General features: G+C 72.6%; 20 protein-coding genes. 9 read left to right on the forward strand and 11 right to left on the reverse strand.

Going from position 1 to position 22872, the window contains the following annotated elements; all coding sequences use genetic code 11:
- The first annotated feature begins 111 nt into the window (after nt 1–111).
- The 6 genes from ACQ5BE_RS03370 to ACQ5BE_RS03395 are packed head-to-tail and all read left to right on the forward strand — an operon-like array spanning nt 112 to nt 6755.
- A complete protein-coding gene (locus tag ACQ5BE_RS03370; RefSeq protein ID WP_430295471.1) occupies nt 112–1614 on the forward strand; it encodes a fumarylacetoacetate hydrolase family protein in 1503 nt (500 codons plus the stop codon).
- Nucleotides 1611–2303 (forward strand): GntR family transcriptional regulator, encoded by a 693-nt coding sequence (locus ACQ5BE_RS03375; protein ID WP_208709097.1) that lies wholly within the window; start codon nt 1611–1613, stop codon nt 2301–2303. The genes ACQ5BE_RS03370 and ACQ5BE_RS03375 overlap by 4 nt, the downstream gene beginning before the upstream one ends.
- A gap of 53 nt (nt 2304–2356) precedes the next feature.
- Complete coding sequence (hpaE, locus tag ACQ5BE_RS03380) at nt 2357–3919, forward strand: 5-carboxymethyl-2-hydroxymuconate semialdehyde dehydrogenase (RefSeq protein ID WP_430295472.1); 1563 nt, start codon at nt 2357–2359, stop codon at nt 3917–3919.
- 47 nt (nt 3920–3966) lie between these two features.
- Complete coding sequence (gene hpaD / locus ACQ5BE_RS03385; RefSeq protein WP_430295473.1) at nt 3967–5133, forward strand: 3,4-dihydroxyphenylacetate 2,3-dioxygenase; 1167 nt, start codon at nt 3967–3969, stop codon at nt 5131–5133.
- 3 nt (nt 5134–5136) lie between these two features.
- Nucleotides 5137–5922, forward strand: a complete 786-nt coding sequence (gene hpaH / locus ACQ5BE_RS03390; RefSeq protein ID WP_430295475.1) for a 2-oxo-hept-4-ene-1,7-dioate hydratase — start codon at nt 5137–5139, stop codon at nt 5920–5922.
- Complete coding sequence (locus ACQ5BE_RS03395; protein WP_413247997.1) at nt 5907–6755, forward strand: HpcH/HpaI aldolase family protein; 849 nt, start codon at nt 5907–5909, stop codon at nt 6753–6755. The genes hpaH and ACQ5BE_RS03395 overlap by 16 nt, the downstream gene beginning before the upstream one ends.
- Here ACQ5BE_RS03395 and ACQ5BE_RS03400 read toward each other — a convergent pair.
- Nucleotides 6749–7381: a DUF1992 domain-containing protein gene (locus ACQ5BE_RS03400; protein ID WP_430295477.1), complete on the reverse strand. Its 633-nt coding sequence runs from the start codon at nt 7379–7381 to the stop codon at nt 6749–6751. The two genes, ACQ5BE_RS03395 and ACQ5BE_RS03400, sit on opposite strands and share 7 nt — an antisense overlap.
- A gap of 114 nt (nt 7382–7495) precedes the next feature.
- Here ACQ5BE_RS03400 and ACQ5BE_RS03405 point away from each other — a divergent pair, with 114 nt between their 5' ends.
- Nucleotides 7496–8536 carry an alpha/beta hydrolase gene (locus ACQ5BE_RS03405; protein ID WP_430295478.1) on the forward strand — a complete coding sequence of 347 codons (1041 nt, stop codon included), beginning with the start codon at nt 7496–7498 and terminating at the stop codon, nt 8534–8536.
- Here ACQ5BE_RS03405 and ACQ5BE_RS03410 read toward each other — a convergent pair.
- The 4 genes from ACQ5BE_RS03410 to ACQ5BE_RS03425 all read right to left on the reverse strand — a co-directional run bounded on the left by ACQ5BE_RS03410 (nt 8533) and on the right by ACQ5BE_RS03425 (nt 13145).
- A complete protein-coding gene (locus tag ACQ5BE_RS03410) occupies nt 8533–9321 on the reverse strand; it encodes an alpha/beta fold hydrolase (RefSeq protein WP_430295479.1) in 789 nt (262 codons plus the stop codon). The two genes, ACQ5BE_RS03405 and ACQ5BE_RS03410, sit on opposite strands and share 4 nt — an antisense overlap.
- 185 nt (nt 9322–9506) lie before the next feature.
- Nucleotides 9507–10871: an MFS transporter gene (locus ACQ5BE_RS03415; RefSeq protein ID WP_430295481.1), complete on the reverse strand. Its 1365-nt coding sequence runs from the start codon at nt 10869–10871 to the stop codon at nt 9507–9509.
- A gap of 241 nt (nt 10872–11112) precedes the next feature.
- Nucleotides 11113–12564: a 4-hydroxyphenylacetate 3-monooxygenase, oxygenase component gene (gene hpaB / locus ACQ5BE_RS03420; protein WP_430295482.1), complete on the reverse strand. Its 1452-nt coding sequence runs from the start codon at nt 12562–12564 to the stop codon at nt 11113–11115.
- Nucleotides 12565–12650: 86 nt separating this feature from the next.
- Nucleotides 12651–13145: a flavin reductase family protein gene (locus ACQ5BE_RS03425; protein WP_430295483.1), complete on the reverse strand. Its 495-nt coding sequence runs from the start codon at nt 13143–13145 to the stop codon at nt 12651–12653.
- A gap of 187 nt (nt 13146–13332) precedes the next feature.
- Between ACQ5BE_RS03425 and ACQ5BE_RS03430 the strand changes: the two genes are divergently transcribed.
- A complete protein-coding gene (locus ACQ5BE_RS03430; protein ID WP_430295484.1) occupies nt 13333–14046 on the forward strand; it encodes an IclR family transcriptional regulator in 714 nt (237 codons plus the stop codon).
- A 47-nt stretch (nt 14047–14093) separates the two neighbouring features.
- Here the strand turns inward: ACQ5BE_RS03430 and ACQ5BE_RS03435 are convergent, their stop codons facing one another.
- The 6 genes from ACQ5BE_RS03435 to ACQ5BE_RS03460 form a co-directional block, all read right to left on the reverse strand.
- Entirely contained in the window at nt 14094–15329 is a 1236-nt protein-coding gene (locus ACQ5BE_RS03435; RefSeq protein ID WP_430295485.1) for an MFS transporter, read from the reverse strand.
- Nucleotides 15330–15432: 103 nt separating this feature from the next.
- Complete coding sequence (locus tag ACQ5BE_RS03440) at nt 15433–18606, reverse strand: AAA family ATPase (protein WP_430295486.1); 3174 nt, start codon at nt 18604–18606, stop codon at nt 15433–15435.
- Nucleotides 18603–19766, reverse strand: coding sequence for an exonuclease SbcCD subunit D (locus ACQ5BE_RS03445; protein ID WP_430295487.1), 1164 nt, complete (start codon nt 19764–19766; stop codon nt 18603–18605). Before ACQ5BE_RS03445 ends, ACQ5BE_RS03440 begins: the two co-directional genes overlap by 4 nt.
- A gap of 94 nt (nt 19767–19860) precedes the next feature.
- Entirely contained in the window at nt 19861–20892 is a 1032-nt protein-coding gene (locus ACQ5BE_RS03450; RefSeq protein ID WP_430295488.1) for an aquaporin, read from the reverse strand.
- 82 nt (nt 20893–20974) lie between these two features.
- On the reverse strand, nt 20975–21343 hold the full coding sequence (locus ACQ5BE_RS03455) for a DUF202 domain-containing protein (RefSeq protein ID WP_430295489.1): 369 nt from the start codon (nt 21341–21343) through the stop codon (nt 20975–20977).
- The gene (locus ACQ5BE_RS03460) at nt 21340–21696 is read right to left on the reverse strand and encodes a YidH family protein (RefSeq protein WP_430295490.1); all 357 of its coding nucleotides are present in this window, start codon (nt 21694–21696) and stop codon (nt 21340–21342) included. The genes ACQ5BE_RS03455 and ACQ5BE_RS03460 overlap by 4 nt, the downstream gene beginning before the upstream one ends.
- A gap of 109 nt (nt 21697–21805) precedes the next feature.
- Between ACQ5BE_RS03460 and ACQ5BE_RS03465 the strand changes: the two genes are divergently transcribed.
- The gene (locus ACQ5BE_RS03465) at nt 21806–22807 is read left to right on the forward strand and encodes an ADP-ribosylglycohydrolase family protein (protein ID WP_430295491.1); all 1002 of its coding nucleotides are present in this window, start codon (nt 21806–21808) and stop codon (nt 22805–22807) included.
- Nucleotides 22808–22872: the final 65 nt, after the last annotated feature.

Here is a 22872-nt window from a genome sequence, read left to right on the forward strand (position 1 = left end):
GGGTTGACGGGCACCGTGTCCCGCGGCACACTGGATCGTATACGATGATCGTATACGATCCAGCTCGACCCTCGGGGAGGGCTGGCCCGACGACTCGAAGAAGAGGACCACGTGCACCACCAAGAGCAGCTTGGCCAGGACATCATCGACGCCGCAGGCAAGGTCATCGCCGTCCACCTCAACTACCCGAGCCGCGCGGCCCAGCGGGGGCGCACTCCCGCCAATCCCTCCTACTTCCTCAAGCCGGCCACGTCGCTCGGGCTCGACGGCGCGGAGCTCGCGCGCCCCCAGGGCGTCGAGGCGCTCACGGTCGAGGGAGAGGTGGCCCTCGTGATCGGCTCGCGGGCACGCAACGTCGCCCTCGAGGACGCATGGGCGCACGTCGGCTCGGTGACCGCCGCGAACGACGCCGGGTTCGCCGACCTCCGCTGGGCGGACAAGGGCTCCAACCTCCGCTCCAAGGGCGCGGACGGGATCGCACCGATCGGCCCCGCGCTCCTCCCGGCCCAGGAGGTCGATCCGGCCAACCTCCGCGTGCGGATGTGGATCAACGGCGAGCTCACGCAGGACGACACGACGTCCACACTCATCTTCCCGTTCGCCCAGCTCGTCGCCGACCTCTCCCGCCTCATGACCCTCGAGCCCGGGGACATCATCCTCACGGGGACCCCGGCCGGCGCGACGGTCGCCCAGCCGGGCGACCTCGTCGAGATCGAGGTCGACGGCGCGACGCACGACGGCGGCCACCTCACCACCGGCCGGCTCGCCAACAAGGTCGTCCAGTCCAGCCTCGTGCTCTCCCCCGTCGGCGCGCTCCCGAAGCTGACCGACGCGGACCGGATCGACGCATGGGGCTCGGCCGAAGCCGCGGGGATCACGCCCGCCGACTCCCGCCCCACGAGCATCCTCACGCCGGAGCTCACCGAGAAGCTGAAGAGCGTGGGCACGGCGACGCTGAGCGTCCAGCTGCGCCGGCGCGGCATGCAGAACTGCCACATCGAGGGGCTCATCCCCACCAAGCCCGGCGCGAAGGTGGTCGGCACGGCCCGAACCCTGCGCTACATCCCCGCCCGCGAGGACCTCTTCAAGGAGTTCGGCGGCGGGTACAACGCGCAGAAGCGTGCGGTCGACTCCCTGCGCCCCGGCGACATCCTCGTCATGGACGCGCGCGGCGAGAAGGGCTCCGGGACGCTCGGGGACGTCCTCGCCCTGCGCGCCCAGGTGCTCGGCGCGGCAGCCGTCATCACCGACGGCGGCATCCGCGACTTCGGGCCCGTCTCGGCGATGGACATCCCGGTCTGGGGCGCGAACGCCCACCCCGCCGTCCTCGGCCGCAGGCACGTTCCGTGGTCGGTCGACGAGACGGTCGCGTGCGGCGGCGCCGCCGTCGTGCCCGGCGACGTGATCGTGGGCGACGAGGACGGCCTCGTGGTCATCCCGGCCAACCTCGCCGAGGAGGTCGCGGACCACGCCGTCGCCCAGGAGCGCGAGGAGGCGTGGGTCGCGGAGCGGGTCGCCGAGGGCAACGCCGTCGACGGGCTGTTCCCGATGAACGCCGCCTGGCGCGCGAAGTACGAGGAGTCCCTCGCCGCCGGGCGCGAGGATCAGCCGTGAGCGTCGCCCCGGCACCCGCGAGCAAGTCCGAGCTCGCCTACGACTGGCTCCACGAGCAGATCGTCGCCGGGGACCTCGCCCCCGGCGCCAGGCTCGTGCTGTCCCAGGTCGCCGAGAAGCTCGACGTGTCCGTGGTGCCTGTCCGGGAAGCCGTGCGCCGGCTCGAGGCCGAGGGGCTCGTGACGTTCGAGAAGAACGTCGGGGCCACGGTGGCCGGGATCGACCCGACGGAGTACCTGTACACCATGCAGACGCTGAGCCTCGTCGAGGGAGCGGCCACCGCGCTCTCGGCGCCGTCGGTCACGGCCGAGGACCTCGCGGCGGCGCGTGAGGTCAACAGCCGGATGCGCGAGTTCCTCGCTCAGGACCCGCTGCACTTCGACCCCGTCGCGTTCACGGCCCTGAACCGCGACTTCCACTCGGTCCTGTTCGAGCACTGCCCGAACCCGCACATCCTCGACCTCGTCCACCGCGGGTGGAACCGCCTCAAGGCGCTGCGCGGGTCCACGTTCAGCTACGTCCCCGAGCGCGCCGCCGAATCGGTCGAGGAGCACGAGGAACTCCTGAAGCTCATCGAGAACCACGCGCCGACCGCGGAGATCGAGCTCGCGGCGCGCCGGCACCGCTCCGCGACCCTGACCGCGTACCTCGCCCGGACCGGCGAGAACCCCGGCTTCCCGACCCTCTAGACCACCAGACTCTCCAGACCCAGCGACCACAGACACAGCGAAGGATCTGCACCATGAACGATCGCCACGTCCCCGACAACCTCCCCGAGCGCATCCAGCACTACATCGACGGCCAGTTCGTCGACTCCGTGGACGGCGACACCTTCGACGTCCTCGAGCCCGTCTCCAACGAGGTCTACGTCAAGGCCGCCGCGGGCAAGAAGGCGGACATCGAGCTCGCCGTCGCCGCCGCCAAGCGCGCCTTCGACGAGGGCCCCTGGCCGAAGATGCTCCCCCGCGAGCGCTCCCGAGTGCTGCACCGGATCGCGGACATCGTCGAGTCCCGCGACGCACGCCTCGCCGAGCTCGAGTCCTTCGACTCGGGCCTGCCGATCACGCAGGCGCTGGGCCAGGCCCGCCGGGCCGCCGAGAACTTCCGCTTCTTCGCGGACCTGATCGTGGCCCAGGCCGACGACACCTTCAAGGTCCCCGGCCGCCAGATCAACTACGTCAACCGCAAGCCGATCGGCGTCGCGGGCCTCATCACGCCATGGAACACCCCATTCATGCTCGAGTCGTGGAAGCTCGGCCCTGCGCTGGCCACCGGCAACACGGTGGTGCTCAAGCCCGCCGAGTTCACCCCCCTCTCGGCGTCCCTGTGGGCCGGGATCTTCGAGGAGGCGGGCCTGCCGAAGGGTGTGTTCAACCTCGTCAACGGCCTCGGCGAGGACGCCGGCGACGCCCTCGTGAAGCACCCTGACGTTCCCCTCATCTCGTTCACCGGCGAGAGCCGGACGGGCCAGATCATCTTCGGCAACGCCGCACCGTTCCTCAAGGGCCTGTCCATGGAGCTCGGCGGCAAGAGCCCGGCGATCGTGTTCGCCGACGCCGATCTGGACGCCGCGATCGACGCGACGATCTTCGGCGTGTTCTCCCTCAACGGCGAGCGCTGCACGGCAGGCTCCCGCATCCTCGTCCAGCGCGACGTCTACGACGAGTTCGTCGAGCGGTACGCCGCCCAGGCCAAGCGCGTCAAGGTCGGCTACCCGCACGACGCCGCCACGGAGGTCGGGGCGCTCGTGCACCCCGAGCACTTCGAGAAGGTCATGTCCTACGTCGAGATCGGCAAGGAGGAGGGCCGCCTCGTCGCCGGCGGTGGCCGGCCGGAGGGCTTCGAGTTCGGCAACTTCGTCGCCCCGACCGTGTTCGCCGACGTCAAGCCGGACGCCCGCATCTTCCAGGAGGAGATCTTCGGCCCCGTCGTGGCGATCACGCCGTTCGACTCGGACGAGGAGGCGCTCTCCCTGGCCAACAACACCAAGTACGGCCTGGCCGCGTACGTGTGGACGAACGACCTCAAGCGGGCCCACAACTTCGCCCAGAACATCGAGGCCGGCATGGTCTGGCTCAACTCGAACAACGTGCGCGACCTGCGCACCCCGTTCGGCGGCGTGAAGGCCTCGGGCCTCGGCCACGAGGGCGGCTACCGCTCGATCGACTTCTACACCGACCAGCAGGCGGTGCACATCACCCTCGGGAAGGTGCACAACCCGACCTTCGGCAAGCAGGACCCTGCCGCGGACGCGAAGGCGGAAGCCAGCACCGAGACCGACCTCGACGACCCCGATCCCCGCTGACCACCCCCAGCCACCGACTCACCCTGAAGGAAAGCAAGGACGCTGCCATGACCAACCGTGACGACATGACCCTCACCTCCTCCGGCTTCTACGTCTCCCAGGAAGCCCCCATCCGCGCCGACAACCCCGTCCCGACCCCCTCCGTCCCGGCGCCGGACATCCTGCGCTGCGCCTACATGGAGCTCGTCGTAACCGACCTGAAGCGGTCCCGTGACTTCTACGTCGACGTGCTCGGACTGACCGTCACGGAGGAGGACGGGGACGCCGTCTACCTGCGCTCGCTCGAGGAGTTCATCCACCACAACCTCGTGCTGCGCCAGGGCCCTGTCGCCGCCGTCGCCGCCTTCTCCTACCGCGTGCGCACCCCCGATGACCTGGACCGCGCGGTGGCGTTCTACAGCGAGCTCGGCTGCCGCGTGGAACGCCGGGCGGAGGGCTTCACCAAGGGCATCGGCGACTCCGTGCGCGTGACCGACCCGCTGGGCTTCCCGTACGAGTTCTTCCACGACGTCGAGCACGTCGAGCGGCTCGCGTGGCGCTACGACCTGTACACCCCCGGTGCCCTCGTCCGCCTCGACCACTTCAACCAGGTCACCCCGGACGTCCCCCGCGCCACCAAGTTCATGCAGGACCTCGGCTTCCGCGTCACGGAGGACATCCAGGACCAGGACGGCACCGTCTACGCCGCGTGGATGCGCCGCAAGCCCACCGTCCACGACACCGCCATGACGGGCGGCAACGGCCCGCGCATGCACCACGTCGCGTTCTCGACCCACGAGAAGCACAACATCCTCGCGATCTGCGACAAGCTCGGCGCCCTGCGCATGTCCGACGCGATCGAGCGCGGCCCCGGCCGCCACGGCGTCTCCAACGCGTTCTACCTCTACCTGCGCGACCCGGACGGCCACCGCGTGGAGATCTACACGCAGGACTACTACACCGGCGACCCGGACAACCCCGTGGTCACCTGGGACGTCCATGACAACCAGCGCCGCGACTGGTGGGGCAACCCGGTCGTGCCGTCCTGGTACACCGAGGCGTCGCTCGTGCTCGACCTCGACGGGAACCCGCAGCCCGTCGTCGAGCGCACCGACTCCTCCGAGATGGAGGTGACGATCGGCGCGGACGGCTTCTCCTACACGCGCGCCGACGACGAGGCCGGCTCCTACCGCGGGCAGGCCTCGAAGGGCTTCAAGATCGGCAACCAGCTCTAAGCCATGCTGAACGAGGAGACGATTGCGGCAATTGCCGACGAGCTGGTGGAGGCTGGGCGCACACGCACGCCGGTGCCCCTCCTCCACACCCGCTACGAGGGCATGGACGTCGAGGACTCGTACGCCGTCCAGAAGCTCTGGGCCAGCCGCCTCGAGTCCCAGGGCCGGCGGGTCGTGGGGCGCAAGATCGGCCTGACGTCCAAGGCCATGCAGGCGGCCACGGGCATCACCGAGCCGGACTACGGCGTCATCTTCGACGACCAGGTCCTCGAGAACGGTGCGGTGGTCGAGTGGAAGCGCTACACCCACCCGCGCATCGAGGTCGAGCTCGCGTTCCGCCTGGGCCGGGATCTCAAGGGGCCGGGGGTGACGCTGTTCGACGTGCTCGACGCGACGGACTACGTGATCCCCGCCCTCGAGATCCTCGACTCGCGGATCGAGATGGAGGGCCGCACCATCGTGGACACCATCTCGGACAACGCTGCGCTGGGCGCCATGGTCGTGGGCGGCCGCCCGGTGCGGCCGCACGATGTGGACCTGCGCTGGGTGTCCTCCCTCCTGTACCGCAACCAGGAGATCGTGGAGACGGGCGTCGCCGCCGGCGTCCTCAACCACCCCGCAACCGGCGTCGCGTGGCTCGCGGACAAGCTCGCCCAGCACGGGCAGGAGCTACGGGCGGGCGACCTCATCCTCGCGGGGTCGTTCACGCGGCCCATGTGGGTCTACGAGGGCGACACGGTCTATGCCGACTACGGGCCCCTGGGGACGGTGACATGCCGTTTCGTCTAGAGCCCGAGCGGACGTTTCGCCACGCCCTCGCCGCCGGGGCCGAGGGCGGCGCCGATTCCGGCGGGGGCGCCAAGATCGGACTGTGGGTGTGCTCCGGCAGCCCGCTCGTGGCCGAGATCATGGCGGGCTCAGGGGCTGACTGGCTCCTGATCGACACCGAGCACAGCCCGAACTCGCTCGAGTCGGTCCTCGCCCAGCTCCACGCCGTGCACGGCTATCCCGTGCTCCCCATGGTGCGCCTGCCGTGGAACGACGTGGTGCTCATCAAGCAGTACCTCGACCTCGGGGCCCAGAACCTGCTGATCCCCATGGTGAACGACGCCGAGCAGGCCCAGGCCGCCGTGGCGGCCGTGCGGTACCCGCCGCACGGCGTGCGGGGCGTGGGTTCGGCGCTCGCCCGCGCCGCACGGTGGAATCGGATCCCGGACTACCTTGCCCGAGCGGACGAGACCATCTCCCTCGCCGTCCAGATCGAGACGGCCGAGGCCGTGGCGAACGTGGAGGAGATCCTCGCGGTCGACGGGGTCGACGCGATCTTCATCGGGCCCTCCGACCTCGCCGCCTCGATGGGGCACCTCGGCCAGCAGGAGCACCCCGAGGTGCGCGCCGCCGTCGAACGCTGCCTCGCGGCGGCGTCCGCCGCGGGCAAGCCGGCGGGGGTGAACGCGTTCGTCGAGGCGACCGCCCGGCACTACATCGAGCACGGCGCGCGGTTCGTGCTCGTGGGTGCGGATGTGGCAATCCTCGCCCGCTCGAGCGAGGAGCTCTCCGCCCGCTTCGCGGCACCGTCCGCGGCGCAGGCGGACGACGGCGGGCGGCCGGCCAGCTACTGACGCGGGCGGTCGCCCCGCCCACCCCGGCGCCTCCACCACCGCCGCCGCCCCACCGGGGCGGCGGCCTCGGCGTCCCTGGCCGCCCTCGCCGCCGCCTCGGCCCGCCGCGCCTGCCACCGGCGGACCTCGCCCTCGGTGTCGCGGGTCTTCGTGATGACCGGCGGCCCTCCCAGGAGCTGGCGGCGGGCCTCGATGATGCGGCGGTTGAAGGAGTCGACGGCGTCGCGGACCTGCTGCTCGCTGTGCAGGGCGTCGAGGGTGTCGTCGAGGCGTTCGTCCTCGACCCGCAGGACGAGCGCCTCGGGCCCGATCCCCGTGAGCTGCTCGCGCTCGATGAGGCCCTTGAGCCACCAGTCGGGGTCGTTCACGTTGTCCAGGTTCGGGATGGGCTTGCCGGCGTACTTCAGGTGGTCGAACTCTCCGCGCGCGATGGCGTCGCGGACCAGGAAGTCAGCACGGCGCGCAGAATCGACCTCGCGCCGCTTCCGGTTGAGCTCCTCCTCGCGCGCGAGCTCCTCGGCCTCTTCGGGGGACTGCGCGACTCCCCCAGCCCGGATCTCGGCCGCGCGCTCGAGCCGGCGCCGCAGCTCCTCGTCGCGTCTGCTCGCCACGGCCTGCCCTCCCATCACACGCGTGTGCTGTCACATCCACCGTAGGACGTGACCGCACCCGCGCGCAGCCCCGTGGGGCCTCACGGACTACGCGCGCTCCAGCCGCATCTTCCGGGCTAGCATCGTCACATGGCTGCGGAGAGCGAGCGGGGCACGACGGCGGAGTGGTCGCCGGACGTGCTGGGATCGGGCTTCGAGCAGCGCGTCCTCGCCCCGGAGGGGGCCCCGCCGTCGACCCTCGTGCGCTATCGGGGCGCGTCGAGGCGCTGGTGGCGCAGGCCGGCCGTGGGGACCGACGTGCTCTACGTTCACGGGTGGAGCGACTACTTCTTCCAGCGCCCGCTCGCCGAGTTCTGGCACCGTGCGGGAGCCCGGTTCCACGCCCTGGACCTCCACGGGTTCGGCCGGAGCCTCGCCCCGGGCCAGGTGCCGGGCGAGGTGGCGAGCCTCGAGGAGTACGACCCGGACATCGAGGCCGCCCTGGCAGTGATGGGGCACGGCCGCGATGCCACAGACGAGCGCCGCCGCCGGCTCCTGGTGCTGGGCCACTCGACCGGCGGGCTCATCCTGAGCCTCTGGGCAGCGAGGAACGCGTCCCGGGTCGACGCCGTGGTGCTCAACAGCCCGTGGCTGGAGTTCCAGGCCTCGGAGATGGCGCGCCGGGCGATGGCACCGCTCCTCGGGGCCAGGGCGCGCTTCTTCCCCCACGTACCGCTGCCCGGGATCGACCCGGGGCACTACGCCCGGACCGTCTCCGCCGAGCACGATGGCGAGTGGGTGTACAACGCGGCCTGGCGTCCGGCGAAGGCCTTCGCCCTGCCGCCGGCGTTCCTGGGTGCAGTGTTCGCCGGCCAGGAGCGCATTGCCCGGGGGCTGGAGCTCGGGCTCCCCGTGCTCGTGCTGCTCTCCGACCGCAGCTACCTGCTCCCGCAGTGGTCACCGGACGCGGCGGCGGCGGACGTGGCGATCAATGTCGACGCCGTGGCGCACCGCGCGCTCTCCCTCGGCGAGAACGTCACGGTGGTGAGGATCCGCGGTGCGCTGCACGATGTCTTCCTCTCCCCCGCCGAGGTCCGGCGCCGCGCCTACGCCCGCATGGCCGCGTGGACGGCGGGTGCGCTGCGGCTCGGCGGGCCGGAGGCGTGGGCCGAGCGCGTGGACGGGCTCTAGGCCGGCACCGCCCGCAGGAACGGCACGAGCTCCTCCAGGACGGGGCCCGCGGGCGCGAGCGTCCCGGCGTGCGTCCTGCCCTCCAGCTCCACGAACCGGGCGTTCGGCATGAGCTCTGCGGCGCGCCGCGAATCGGTGAGCCGCTGCGGGTCCCGGGTCCCGGCCATCAGCAGTGTCGGTACGGCCAGTTGGGCGACCACGGCTTCGGGGAGCCCCGGATCGTCCTCGGTGCCGGTGAAGCAGGCGGCGAGCGCGGCGGGATCGTTGGCGAGGAACGCCTGGCGCGTGGAGGGGTCGAGGGCCTTCCCCGCGGACTCGAGGCCGTCGACGAAGGCCTCGATCCGTCCGGTCTGCAGCGCCTCGAGGTAGCCCGGGAAGAAGACCTTGGCCACCTCGCCCCGCTGGGGGCGGTAGGTGCCGCCGAGCACCGTGAGCGAGGAGACCCGCGCGGGCGCGGCCGCTGCGAGCGAGAAGGCCACCCGCGAGCCCAGGGAGTAGCCGACCACGTGCGCGCGCTCGATGCGCTCGGCGTCGAGCACGGCGAGGACGTCCCCGACGTGGCGGGACATGCGGTAGGCGCCCGCTTCGTCGGGCTTGTCGCTGCGGCCGTGCCCGCGGAGGTCGACGCGGACCACGCGGAAGCCCTCCAGGGCCCTGACGTAGCCGAGCCCGCGCCAGATGGCGCGGGAGAGGGCCGAGCCGTGCAGGAGGACGACGGCGGGCCCCTCCCCCGCGGCGTCGTACGAGATCGCGGTGCCGTCGTCGGGATTCAGGGCAGTGGTCACCGGGACACCCTACCGCCGGGCAGCCCGAGGCGACGGCGGCCTGTGGCGGCCGTCTCAGGCCCCGCGCCCGCAGGCAGGGGCGACCACAGCGGACGGCGGGCCCTCCCCAGCAAGGGGAGGACCCGCCGTCGTGCGTTGCGGGTGCGCTCAGGCGCAGGGTCCGCGGCCTTCCGGCCGGCGCGAGGTCAGCGCGCGGCCTTCGGGTGCTCGCGCACGTACTCGGCGTGCGCCTCGGCGACGTGCAGGTCCACGCCCTTGGTCTCCTTGACCAGCGAGACGGCCACGAGCGAGATGACCGCGGTGACGGCGATGTAGAGGCCGATCGTCCAGGACGCCTTGAACTCGTTCATGAGCATCTCGGCGATCATCGGGGCGAAGGCGCCGCCGAGGATCGCGCCGAGCGCGTAGCCGATCGAGACGCCCGAGTAGCGGACCTTCGCGGGGAACATCTCCGCGTAGAGGGCCGACTGCGGGCCGTAGGAGAGGCCGAGGCCGAGCGTCATGACGAACAGGGCCACGAAGTACCAGACGATGTTCTTGGTGTCGATGAGGAACCACATCGGGATCGCCCACAGGGCCAGGAACGCGTAGCCGATCTGGAAGGTGCGGACGCGGCCGAGGCGGTCGGAGAGCATGCCGCCCCACAGCGTGAAGACCAGCCAGCCGAAGGACGCGAGCGTGGTGGCCAGCAGGACCGTGGGCCGGTCCATCTTGAGCGCGCCCACGGCGTAGGTCGCGAAGTAGGCGATGAGCAGGTAGCCGGCGGCATTGTTCGCGATGAAGATGAACGCGGTGAGGGCGACTTCCTTGAAGTTGTAGCGGAAGAGCTGTCCGAGCGGCGCGGAGGACTCCTTCTGGCGCTCCTGGAGCTGCTTGAAGACCGGGCTCTCCTCGACGGCGCGGCGGATCATGTAGCCGACCACGATGAGGACGATCGAGAGCAGGAACGGAATGCGCCAGCCCCACTCGTTGAACGCGGGCCCCATGACCGAGGTGAGGATCCACAGGGTGAACGTCGCGAGGATCATGCCGATCGGAACGCCGATCTGCGGGTAGGCGCCGAAGTAGCCGCGCTTGTTCACGGGTGCGTGCTCGACCGACATGAGTGCGGCGCCGCCCCACTCGCCACCTGCGGAGAAGCCCTGGAGGACGCGCAGCAGGATGAGGAGGACCGGGGCGAGGATGCCCACCTGCGCGTACGTCGGCAGGACGCCGATCAGCGAGGTGGAGATGCCCATGAGGATGAGGGTGAAGACGAGCATCCTCTTGCGGCCCAGCCGGTCGCCGAGGTGGCCGGCCACGACCGCGCCGAGCGGGCGGAACAGGAAGGAGATGCCGATGGTTGCGAAGGCGATCACCTGGGAGAGACCCGGGTTCTCCTTCGCCACGGGCGCGAGGAACAGCGGGCCGAGCACGACGCCGGCCGCCTGGGCGTAGATGAAGAAGTCGTACCACTCGATGGTGGTGCCGACCAAGGTACCGGCCAGGACCCTGCGCTCTTCGCGGGTCATCCGCGAGCCGGGCTGGGCGGCGTTGACTGCCTGGGACATTCGAACTCCGTCGTTCTGGGTGCGGGGCCCTCGCGGGCCGGGGGTACCGACCGACCCGGCATCGGAGACTGGAGCCTCCGCCCCGATTTACTTACCGATTGGTCGGTCAATAAAGATGAGCATACATGATCTGTGAGGTGCGGCACACCCCCTTTTGGCCCTAGCGGGCGTGCAGCGACGAACGGCGGCCTTCGTGCGCCGGACGGCGCCGGCGCGCTCGGTCGTCCTGGCCAATCGCCCCTCAGTCGTCCCGGCGCAGGAGCTCCCGGACCCGCTCGCGCAGGGGCGCGCGGTCGTAGCTGTTCACGAGGGCGCCAGCCATCCGCACGGGGTCGCCGAAGAAGAAGTACTCGTACAGCGCCTGCCGGCCGGCGAAGCCGGTGATCGAGGCGTCGTAGGCGAGCTTGAAGAGGCGCATGCGCTCCGGCCCCGTCAGGGCCTTGCCCTGCAGGTACATCTCGATGTCCTCGCGCGCCACTTCCAGGTCAGCCTCGCCGGGCAGTGCCATGAGGCCCGAGGCGCAGAACGTGCGGATGATCTCGGGGTAGCGCTGGGAGGCCTTGGGGTACCAGTTGCGGGCGGCGTTGAGCGTGGGCCAGTGGGGCAGCATCACGCCGTCCACGGAGGGCTCGGCCTGCGCCTCGGACGCGACGATGAGGGCCTTGCCGATCTCGACGTTGCGGATGAGCTCGGCGAGGTCCTCCTGGATGTGCTGGAACCCCTCGATGCCGATCGTCGCCGCGATCTCGGAGGCGAGCCCAAGGAAGAACTCGCTCTTGGCGAGCGTGCGGGTCGCCACCTGGTGGGTCATGAGGGCCGCCGCGCCCGTGTCGGAGTACCACTGGTTGCACAGCTCGGGCCGGCCCAGCATGAAGACCCGCTCGTCGGGCACGAACACGTCGTCGAACACCACCACCGCATCCATCTCCTCGAACCGGCTCGCGAGCGGCTCGTCGTGGTGGCTGCCGCCGTTGTGGAGCGAGGTGCGGCACAGGTAGCGCAGGCCGGGCGCGTCGTTCGGGACGGCGAACGCGAAGGAGTACGGGGCGTCCTCGGGGGTGCCGCGCAGGACGGTGGAGGGGAAGACGAGCAGCTCGTCCGCGAGCGGGGCGATGGTCGCGAGCATGCGGGCCCCCCGGATGACCACGCCGTCGTCGCGCTCCTCGACCACCCTCGCGGCGAGCTGGCCGCCGAGTTGCTCAGAGCCCGAGACGGAGCGGTTGGCCTGGGGCGGGATGAGCGTGTGGGTGGCGAGCAGGTCACGCTCCCGGCACATCTCGTAGTAGGCCTGGATGCGCTCCCCGAACACGGGGTCGGCCTGGGAGAAGAAGGCCTTGGCTGCCGCGAGGGCCGTGAGCGAGGAGTTCATGTAGTCGCCCGTGCGGCCCAGGAAGCCATTGGAGTACTCGGCCCAGACCTGCATGGCGGCGCGCCGCCTCGCGAGGTCCTCCTTCGTGCGGGGCACGAGGAACGAGGCGTTCACCCGGTCGCCCGTGCTCGGCGACGTGTAGGTGAGCTGCTCCTCGTAGCGCGGGTCGTGCTGCATGTCGAAGACCTTCGCGTAGGTCCGGGCAACCCCGCGGAAGGCCGGATGCTCTGTGAGGTCCTCCGAGACCACCTCCCCGTCGATCGTCAGGTGCGGCCGCATCCCGTTCAGCTTGTCCAGGAACTGCGCTCCCGTGCGGATTCCCATGGCCGGTGCTCCCGTCTGTGCTGGTGGTGGCCCGGGAGGCCGGAGGCGGCCCTCCCGAGAGGTGTGGCGCGCTGGGGTCGGTCGGCCTACAGCAGGTCCTCGACGCCCAGCTGGCTTTCGGGAAGGGTGGTGAAGCGGCCGCCCTGGAAGGCGAGCGCGTCCCCGGAGCGGTATCCGAAGTCGACGACCTCGCCGACATAGAGGGTGTGGTCGCCGCCGTCGTAGGCGGCCCACGGCGTGCACTCGAAGTACGCGAGCGGCCTCGAGAGCCGCGGCGCCGTCGGCCCCTCCACCCATACGGGCTCGACACCGGGCCTGCCCGCGAAGTGGCGGGCGAGGGCCTCCTGCTCGGCGCCGAGGATGTTGACCGTGAAGGGGCGGCCGGCGAGCTCGTCGTGCGCCTTCGCACGCCGGGCGATGCTCACGAGAACGAGGGGCGGCTCGAGCGACACCGAGGTGAACGAGTTGACGGTGATGCCATGGCGCTTGGTGGGGCCGTCGAAGGTCACGATCGCGACGCCGGTTGCGAACCGGCCGAGGCTTCCCCGGAAATGGTGCGAGCGCGAGTTCCTGGTGCTCATGGTCGAAACCTCCGTCGTCCCGCCGCGGTCGGCGCGCCCGTCTGTGGGGATTCTTGCCGATCGGGGCGAAACGTTCGATAATCGAACTGATCGTGCTCATATCGAACAGTGTCACTGTAGGACAGCGGTGTCCCAGGACACAAGTACCCCAGCTCCGTGCTGGGACACAGGAAACTAGGATGGTCCAATGCCTCGCACCGCCGCGGAGACCGGCCCGCACTCGCAGACGCTCTCCCGCGGGATCCGAGCCCTCGAGATCCTCGCGGACGCGCGGAGTCCCCTGACGATCGCCGAGCTCTCCACCGCCCTCGACGTGCATCGCTCCATCGCGTACCGGATCGTGCGGACGCTCGAGGACCACGCGCTCGTCACGCGGGACGACTCCGGACGACTCCAGCCCGGGGCTGGCCTCGCCGTCCTGGCACGGGCGGTGTCGCGGGACCTCCAGACGGCGTCGCTCCCCGAGCTGGGGACCCTCGCGGCGGACCTGCGCATGACGGCGTTCGTCGCGGTCTGGGACCGGACCGACTGCATCACACTCGCCACGGTGGAGCCGCAGCACAACGGGGCGACGCTTGCGCAGCATCCAGGAACCCGCCACCCCTTGGACCGGGGAGGGCCTGGGATCGCGATCCAGTCGGCCATCGGACGGACGGACTGGGAGCAGCGGGTCCCGGGGGTCCCGTACCGGCCGGAGGCGGACGAGTCGCGCGCGCGGGGGTATGCGCTGAGCCACGACGAGGTGATCCCGGGGCTGTCCTCGGTGGCCGTCCCGCTGGTCCTGCCGCACCACCGGCCCGCGGCCCTGGCCGTCGTGTACTTGGGCACCGGGATCGATCCCGAGCCGATCGGCGCGGCACTGAACGCCGCGGCTGAGAGGATCGCGCGCGCCGTCGGCTGAGCGGTGACGGCCTCGGGTCCGGGCTCGGCGCCGGCTCGGCGCGCTCCTCAGGAGCCGTCGCCCGCTCGCCGGGCCACGAGGACGACGACGCCGAGGGCCAGGAGCGCGCCTGTTGCCGCCACGGGCACCGCGAACGCGGACGCCGGACCGCCGCTCTCGGCCAGGGCGCCCGCGAGCGCCGCTCCTAGCGCGGTGCCTGCGACGATCCCGCTGGCGAGCGCCGTCATGACCGTCCCGACCCGCCCCGCAGGGGCCACCCTGCCGCCGATCCCGAAGACGGTGACCATGATCGGGCCCACGGGCAGGCCCAGGAGAAGGAGCGTCGCCGTCATCGAGCCAAAGGTCTCCGGGACGAAGAGCAGCACCGAGAACGCGAGCATTGCGCCCGCGGCCGCGACCCACCGCATCGGCAGCCCCAGCGTGGCCGGCCACGCAGCGACGCTCAGGGCGGCGACCGCCGAGGTCAGCCCCACCGCGGCGTAGAGCAGCCCGCCGACCTCGGCGGCCCCGCGCGCGCCCGCGAAGGCCGTCAGCCCCGCCTGGGTGCTTCCGAAGAACGTGCCCATCGCCACCATGGCGGCCACGGGCACCAGGACGAGGAGCCAGGAGCGCGCCGGGACGGGCGACGCCGCGGCGTGCGGCTGCGGGTGGGTGGCCCGGGCTGTGGGATGGAGGGCGAAGGCGGTCACGAATCCGAGCGTGAGGGCGGCCCCCACGACGAGCGGCACCCACGGGGCCACGAGTGCGGCGAGTGCTCCCACGAGGGCGGGACCGAGCACGAACGTCAGCTCGTCCGCCGTACCCTCGTAGGACAGGGCCGCATCCAGCTCGAGCGCCCGGCGCGGCCGGCCCTCGGTGAGCGCCATCCACCGAGCACGGGCGAGCGGCCCGACCTGCGGCGTCGTGAGCCCCGCAGCCAGCGAGGCCGCCAGGACGCCCCAGGGAGCGCTCTCCCGGAGGCCGCCGTGAGGGTAGCTCGCGCCGACGAGGGCAAGCATGGCAGCCGCGTTGAGCAGGCCGGCGACGAGGACCACCCGGCGCTGCCCGCTCCTGTCGGCGAGCCAGCCGACTGCGGGCGCCCCGACGGCGGAGCCGAGGCCGACGGCTCCGGCGGCAAGTCCGCCGAGCGCGTACGAGCCCGAGGCCACCGATGCGAGCGTCAGGGCACCGATGGTCAGCATGGCGAGTGGCAGCCGCGCCACCAGCGCCACCGGGATGAAGGCGGGCCCGGCCAGAGCCGGCAGGGCGGCATAGCGGGCAAGGATCGAGACACGGATCGGCATGGAGCACACCTGTTGGACGTGCGCGGCGTCCCCGCCACCCGCCGCACCTGACCCGGTAGCCCTCACATCCTAGCGCGGGCCCCGCGGCCCGACGGCGGGCTCGTCAGAGCTCCTCCGCCGTCCCCACCACGGAGAGGCTCGACCCGCTCCGGCCCTTGGCGACCCGGATCTGGGCGGCGATCCGCTGCTTGAGCTCGGGGACGTGGCTCACGAGCCCGACGACGCGGCCGCCCGCCCTGAGCCCCTCGATGGAATCCATGACCTGTTCGAGAGCCTGCTCGTCGAGGCTTCCGAACCCCTCGTCGACGAAGAGCGTCTCGATGTCTATGCCGCCGGCCTCCTGCTGGACGACGTCTGCGAGCCCCAGGGCGAGGGCGAGGGACGCCATGAAGGACTCCCCGCCGGAGAGGGTCGACGGGTCCCGCCGCTGCCCCGTCCACCCGTCGACGACCTCGAGCCCGAGGCCCGACGCGGCGCCGCGCGCCGCGAGCGCGTCGCTGTGCTCGAGGCTGAAGCGCCCGTCGCTCATTGCGGCCAGCCGCTCGGTGGCGGCCGCTGCCACCTGTTCGAGCCGCGCGGCCAGGACGTAGGTGTGCAGGGACATTCGCAGGGTGTTCTCGCCCTGCCCGCGGAGCGTGCGGGCGAGACCGCCGAGCATGTCCGCCCGGTCCCTGTCCCGTGCGAGGGCCGGCACGAGGTCCTCGAACGCTGCGAGGAGCCTCGCGCACCGCTCTCCCGACGCCTCGGCACGGTCGGCGGCGCGGGTCGCTGCCTCGAAGCGGGCCTCGGCCGCGGCCGCCGCAGCCCGGCGGGCCTCAAGCTGCTCGCGGGTAACGGCGCGGCCCTCTGACTCCTCGCGGACCGCACGGTTCACCGCGGCCGAGGCGAAGAGGCCCGCGAGGTGGTCGCGTTCGGCCTCGTGCACGCGGATGGCCTCTTCGAGCCCGCGGGCCTGCGTGGCGGGCAGCAGCGCGGCGCGGGCCGCCGCCTCGTCGGGGAAGGAGGAATCGGCGAGCGCGGAGTGGAGCCGCTCGAGTGCACGGCCCCTCGCCTGCTCGGCCTGCTCATGGCGGACCAGCGAGTGCTCGAGCGCGTCGAGCGTCCTGGCTCTGGCGGCGACGTCGGCCTGCCGCGCCGCAAGCGTCGCGTGGCCTCCTCGCCATTCCTGCACGTCGGCGCGGAGCCGGCGCACCTGAGCCTCGAGGAGCTCGAGCGCCTCCTCCGCGCGGGCGTGCTGGGTCCGCGCGCCGTCGACCGCGTCGCGGGCCGCCGCACGCCGCACGGCAAGGTCGGCGAGACGTGCTTCGGCCGTGGCGCGCGCTGCCTCGGCCTCGGCCGCGGCCTCGACCCTGCCGATGCACTCCCCGAGGACCCGTGCCGCCTTGTCGGGGTCGGTGGCCCCTCCCCTCGCGTCCACGCCCGCGAGCAGTGCGCGGGCTTCGGCGAGTGCCTCGCGGGCCCGCCGTTCATCCTCGGCCGCGAGTTCCGCGGCATCGGCCGCCGACCGCTCGGCGTCGACGAGCTCGAGGGGGTCCTCGGCGCCGCGCGCGGGCGCCGGGTGGTCCGTGGACCCGCACACGGGACACGCACCGCCGTCGTCCAGCTGGGCGGCCAGCTCGGCCGCCGTGTGGTTGAGCCGCCTCTCGCGCAGTGCGAGCCACTCCTCCTTCGCGTCGAGCGCCGCGGAACGCGCACGCCCGTGCTCTGCCTCGGCGGCGCCGAGGCGCCTCGTCGCCTCCGCGTGCTCCTCGACAGCGCGCACGACGGCGCGCGCAGCCTCTTCCTCGAACCTGGCCACGGCGAGGCCAGCCGCGAGAGGCTCGAGCCGGGTACGCTCGGCCTCCAGCTCGTCGAGCTCGGCCGCCAGCCGCGCGAGGGCAGCCTGCGCCCGATCTGCCTCGGCGTCCAGGCGCGATCGTTCCGTCCCGGCGCGGGCGAGGCGGACCTCGAGTCCGACCAGCTCCCCTTCGGCGGGGACCCTCTCGGCAAGCACTGCCGCCTCGGACGCCGCAGCCGCGGCTGCGGCCCGCACCGCGGCGACGGACGGGAGCGCGTTCGCCGCATAGTCGGGCGCGGACGGTGGCCCGGACCCGCCAGTCCGCGGCGTCGAGGCCGGGCTGGACTCCGCGTCCGCAGCGGCCTCGCCCGCCCATCCGGCGGCGTGGGCAGCCTCGAGTGCCGCGGCAGCCTCCTCGAGCGCCCGCCGCGACTCGGCGGCGGTCTCATCGGCGTCGGTGAACAGGGCCGCGAGCTGCGCTGCGGCTCGGTGGCCCGAGAGGGCCGCGAGGCGGGCCCCCTGCCCGGCGGCGTCGGCCTCCCACTCGTCCCGGCGCTGCCTCGCCACGGCGAGTTCCGCCGCGTCCTCGAGCGATCTCTCAGCCTCGCCGACCTGCTGGCGGGCGAGCTCACGGGCAGCCTTCGCCTCCTCGGCCTCGGCCGCGGCTTCCCGTCCCCGCTCCGCCAAGGCATGTCGGGCCCAGGCGAAGCGCCCCAGCGCGCTCCCAGTGTCGAGAGCAGCTCCGGCGCCGGGTGCGAAAGCTGCCGAGGAGAGGCCAGCGGCTCCCCCGGGGACCGGCGTGCCGTCGGACGCCTGGCCGATGCCCGCGGCCTCGGCCTCCGCCTCCAGCTGGGAGAGGATGCCGGCGGCGTCCCGTTCGGCGGATTCGGCCGCCGAACGCGCCTGCTGCGCGAGGAGGGCAGCCTCGGATTCGACGTCCGCGAATTTCCCGGTGCCGAAGAGCTTCTCGAGCAGTTCGACCCGCTCGGAGGCCTTGGACCGCAGGAACGAGGCGAACTCGCCCTGGGGAAGCAGCACGACGCGCGTGAACTGTTCCCTGGCCATCCCCAGCACCTCGCCCAGGAGCGCTCCCGCCTCGTCGTTTCGGGCGGTGAGGGCACGCCATTCTCCGTCGATGCGCTCCCTCAGGTGGGTCGACGCCTTCTGGACCGACCATCCGCTCGACGCGCGCGCACTGGGCTTCGACCACTCCGGGGTCCGGCGGACCTCGAACCGCCGGCCCTGCGCCGTGAACTCGAGCAGGACCGAAGGCTCGGCGTCCGCTGCCGCGTGGTGGCTCTTGATCGCCTTGCTGCCGAGACGGGCCCCGGGAAGGCTGCCGTACAGGGCAAAGCACACAGCATCGAGGACGCTCGTCTTGCCCGCGCCGGTCGGCCCATTGAGCAGGAAGATGCCCTGGGCCGCGAGCGCGTCGAAGTCGATGGCCTCCCGCTGGGCGAACGGCCCGAATGCTGTGACTTCGAGGCGGTGGATCCTCACGGCGACACCTCAGCGAGCCTGACAGCCTCGAGGATCTCGTCGAGCGCGGCGGATTCCTCCTCGCTCGGGCCGCGCTGGCGGACGTGGTCGAGGAAGCCGCAGCAGACGCCGAGATCGGAGGTCGCCGCGGCGAGCTTCGAGCTGTAGCTCGCCTCCTCGCGTCGCGCGCCTCCCTCCGGCTCGAACGCCAGCCCGACCGTGAGCGGAAACCGCTCGCGCAGGCGCTCCATCGCCCGCACGGGCCGCTCGGCGTCGGTCAAGGTCACGTGGCAGTACGCATCCTCCGCATGGCCGTGCTCGACGTCTGAGAGCAGGTCGTCGAGAGCACCGCGCAGCACCGCCAGCCGATGCCTGGTGGGCCAGCCCACCGGTTCCACGCCCTCTATCCCGGCCGGCCCGACGTCGAGCATCCAGCCGCCCTTGGCCTGCCTTGCCTCGGAGAAGGAGTAGGCCAGCGGCGAACCCGAGTACCGGATGGAGGGCGAGAGCTCCTGCCGCCCGTGCAGGTGGCCCAGGGCAACGTAGTCGAAGCCGTCGAACGCGGCGAGCGGCACGACGTCGAGGCCGCCGACGGAGAGGGCCCGCTCGCTGTCCGACCCAGCCCCGCCGCCGGCGAAGGTGTGCGCCATGACGACGGAGTGGACCGTGCCGGCGGCCCGCCGTTCGGCGAGATCCGCGCGGACGAGGGAAAGCGCGGCCTCGGTCACCGACCCGTGCGTGGGCGATGCGACGCCGAGGGACTCGGCGACGAGGCGCGGCTCGAGGTACGGCAGCGCGTAGACCGCGACCCGGGCGCCGCCCGAGAGCGGGAGCAGGACGGGTGAGCCGATCTCCGCTACCCGGGTCCGCAGGTGCACGCCGCCCCGCTCGAGCAGGCTCGAGGCGAAGCCCAGACGCACCGCGGAATCATGGTTGCCGCTGCTGATGACCACCTGAGCGCCGGCCTCCGTGAGCCGCACGAGGGTGCGGTCGAGGAGGTCCACGACGTCGACCGCCGGCAGGGCGCGGTCGTAGACGTCGCCCGCGACGAGCACCGCTTCGACGCGCTCCTGGACGACGGTCGCCACGAGGCCGTCGAGCCACTCTGCCTGCGCCGCGAGCATTCCGACCCCGTGGAACGATCGGCCCAGATGCCAGTCCGAGGTGTGCAGGATCTTCATGGACGGGACGCTATCGGGTGGCTCCGACATTTCTCGACGCGCCCCGCCCTGCACGCGTGGGCCGGGCGCGGAAGCGCGCGCGTGCCCACGGCCGTCAGCGGTTCTTGTCGAAGAAGTCCCGCGCGTCGTCGTCCGGCGAGGACGCGCCCTCGGCCGGCGCGGCCGTGCCCGAACCGGACGCCCGCGCGCCCGCCTCCGCCGTCGCCGACCCGGCAGGGACATCCCCGGCGCTGCGGGCAGCGGCGGGTGCGTCCGCTGCCTCGACGCCCGCCTCAGCCTCAGCGGCCTCCCTGTCGGCGATCGCTGCGCCGGCCACTGCGGGATCCTCAGCGCGCGTGGCCCGGGCGGTGGCGTCGTCGAGTGCCCCCGCCGTGGCGCCGTGGAGGTCCTCGGAGGACCCGAAGCCGCGGAAGATCAGACCGGTGAGGGCGGCGCCGAGGACGGGAGCTGCCCAGAAGATCCAGAGCTGGCCGATCGCGGAGGCGTCGGCGAAGATGACCGTGGCGGTCGACCGGGCCGGGTTGAGCGAGGCGTTCGTGATCGGGGCGAGCGCCTGGATGAGGATCGCGAGGCCGAACCCGATGGCCCAGGGGGCCATGCCCTTGGCTGCGCGCCTGCTCGTCGCGAAGAGGACGATCGCTACGAACACGGCCGAGGCCGTGACCTCCGCGAGCAGGCCCGCTGCGAGCGGGAACGCGTTGGGCGAGTGGTCGTCGACGCCGTTGGACAGCTGCGTGAAGATCGTCGAGACGTTGGTCAGGTTCGGCAGGGTGCGCACGAGGACCCACAGGACGAGGGAGCCCAGGGCTCCGCCGACGAGCTGCGCGGCGATGTAGCCGGGGACGAGCCGCCAGTTCGTGCGCCCCGCGACGGCGAGGCCGACCGTCACAGCGGGGTTGAAGTGGCCGCCGGAGATGTGGCCTACCGCGGCGATGCCGACGGCGACGCTGAGACCGAACGCGAGCGAGGTGGGCAGCGGGGCTGCGGACGGGTTGCCGAACAGGGCAACGCCGAGCGCGCCGAAGATCAGGAGGAACGTGCCGAAGGCCTCGGCGACGAGCTTCGCCACGGCGCCGTACTCGGCCGGAGCCTTGGCAGCGGCCGGGGTGGCCACGCTGGTGGTCATGGAGGAGTCCTCTTTCGTGGGGTTCGGGTTCAGTCTCACAGGGCACGGTCCGGACAGGGCCCGCGCGGGCCCGAAGTGAAGGTTACCGCTCGATGATGACCACAGCGATGGTGGCCCCCGCGAGCATCACGGCTCCCGCCGTCGCCCAGCGCAGCACGGAGGCGGGAGGCGCCATGGTTCCGTGATGGAGCTCACGCGAGCGGGCGTGCGCGCACAGCGCGAGGACGGCGGTGGAGACGGCGGCGGCGGCAACGCACACGCCTAGCCCGACCGCATGCGCGGAACTGCCCTCGCCCGCCCTCCCGAGCGCGAGGAACCACGCGCGCACCACCAGGACGTCGAGGACCATCAGGGCAAGGAGGGTCCGGCGCCAGGCGAGGGCGGTGCGCTCGGGCTGCAGGCCGGGGTCCCGCGCCTCTCCCCCGGCCCGGGGGGCCGCGGGAACGCTCACGGGCGCATCAGGACGAGGACGGCGAACACGAAGGCGGCGATGGCCACCACGATGGTCATGCCGAGCATGACACGCGAGAAGGGCAGCTCGCGGCCGTGCCGCATGGCCTGCTCCGCGAGCGACCACCGTCGGTACGCGTTGACGGCCAGGGCCGCCCCCACTCCGGCGAGGGCCACGGAGAGCACCCCGCGCACGACCGCGGGCGCGATGTTCGGCGTGAGCTGGTCCAGGGCCACCGCACCGGCGAGGAGGGCGAGGGAGGTGCGCAGCCATGCGAGGAACGTGCGCTCGTTCGCGAGCGAGAACCGGTAGTCGGGCGTCGAGCCCGTCTTCCGCCACGCTGGTTCCCGCATGTCGCCTCCTGGATGTCCTCGCACTCCCGGCGCCGGCCGGCTCCCGTGAAGGATACCGTCCGCCGGACGCCGACGGCTGACGGGACGGCCAGCCGGTAGATTGGGCGGCATGAGCGCCACCTCTGCGTCGTCCCGCATCCACGGGTGCCTCGTCGGCGCCGTCGTCGGCGAGGCTTCGGCCCTCGCCGGCCTCGCCGGAGCTCACGGCCGCGGCACCGGCCTCGAGCCCGGGCCCGGCCCCCTCGGCCTGGGGGCCGCCGGGCAGCTGACCCTGTTCACCGCCGACGGCCTCCTCGAGGCGATCGAGTGGGCGAACGACGGCGTGCACGCGGACGAGGCGGCATGCGTCTGGCTCGCGTCGCTGAGATGGGTGTCCGGCCAGGGCATTCCGCTGTCGCCGTCGGCCCCCGCCGCCCGGCCGAGGTGGCTCGACTCGCAGGAGGGCGTCCGCGTGCCCGCCGCCGCCCAGCCCGCCTGGGTCGTCTCGCTCGCGGGGGGCGAGATGGGCAGCACGGCGCGTCCGCTCGGTCTCGAGTTCGACGACGCCGGCGCCGCGGCGCACGCGGCTCCCTTCGGCCTCGTCCCCCATATCCCGGCCGCCGGGGTGCTCAAGATGAGCGCCGAGGGGGCGGCACTCACCCATGGAGCCCCGGTCGCGGTGCAGTCCGCGGTCGCGGTGGCCTCGTTCACCCACTTCCTCGCGCTCGGTGCGGACGCGCTCACGGCCCTCGGGTCCGCCCGTGCCCAGGTGGCCAGCCTCCGCTCTCCCGACGCGAAGGTCCTCGGGGCGCTCGACGCCGCGGTCCGCGAGGGCGTCGCGGGCGACGCCGCGGCCTCGCACGGCGACGCGTCCGTCGCGCTGCGGGCCGCCGCGGCCGCCGTGCTCGCCGCCGAGAGCGCCGTCCAGTCCGGAGACCGGCACGATGCCGCGTTCGCCACGGGTGTCGGCCTCGCTGCCGCGGCCGGGAGCGACGCGGCCGCAATCGCCGGGGCACTGTTGGGCACGCTGTGGGGGCGGAACTCGGTGACGGACGCGTGGTCGTCGAGGACAGCGGGGGTCGCAGCCGCCGATGGCCTCGCGGACCGGTTCGCGCGCCTCACAGGCGCCTAGCACCGCCCCGCGGGCCATCGAGGGCTGCTGCCGCGCCCGGTGGCGTCATCTGGAGCGGCGCCGGT

Source organism: Sinomonas sp. B1-1 (genome assembly GCF_050474465.1).
Lineage (GTDB): Bacteria > Actinomycetota > Actinomycetes > Actinomycetales > Micrococcaceae > Sinomonas > Sinomonas flava.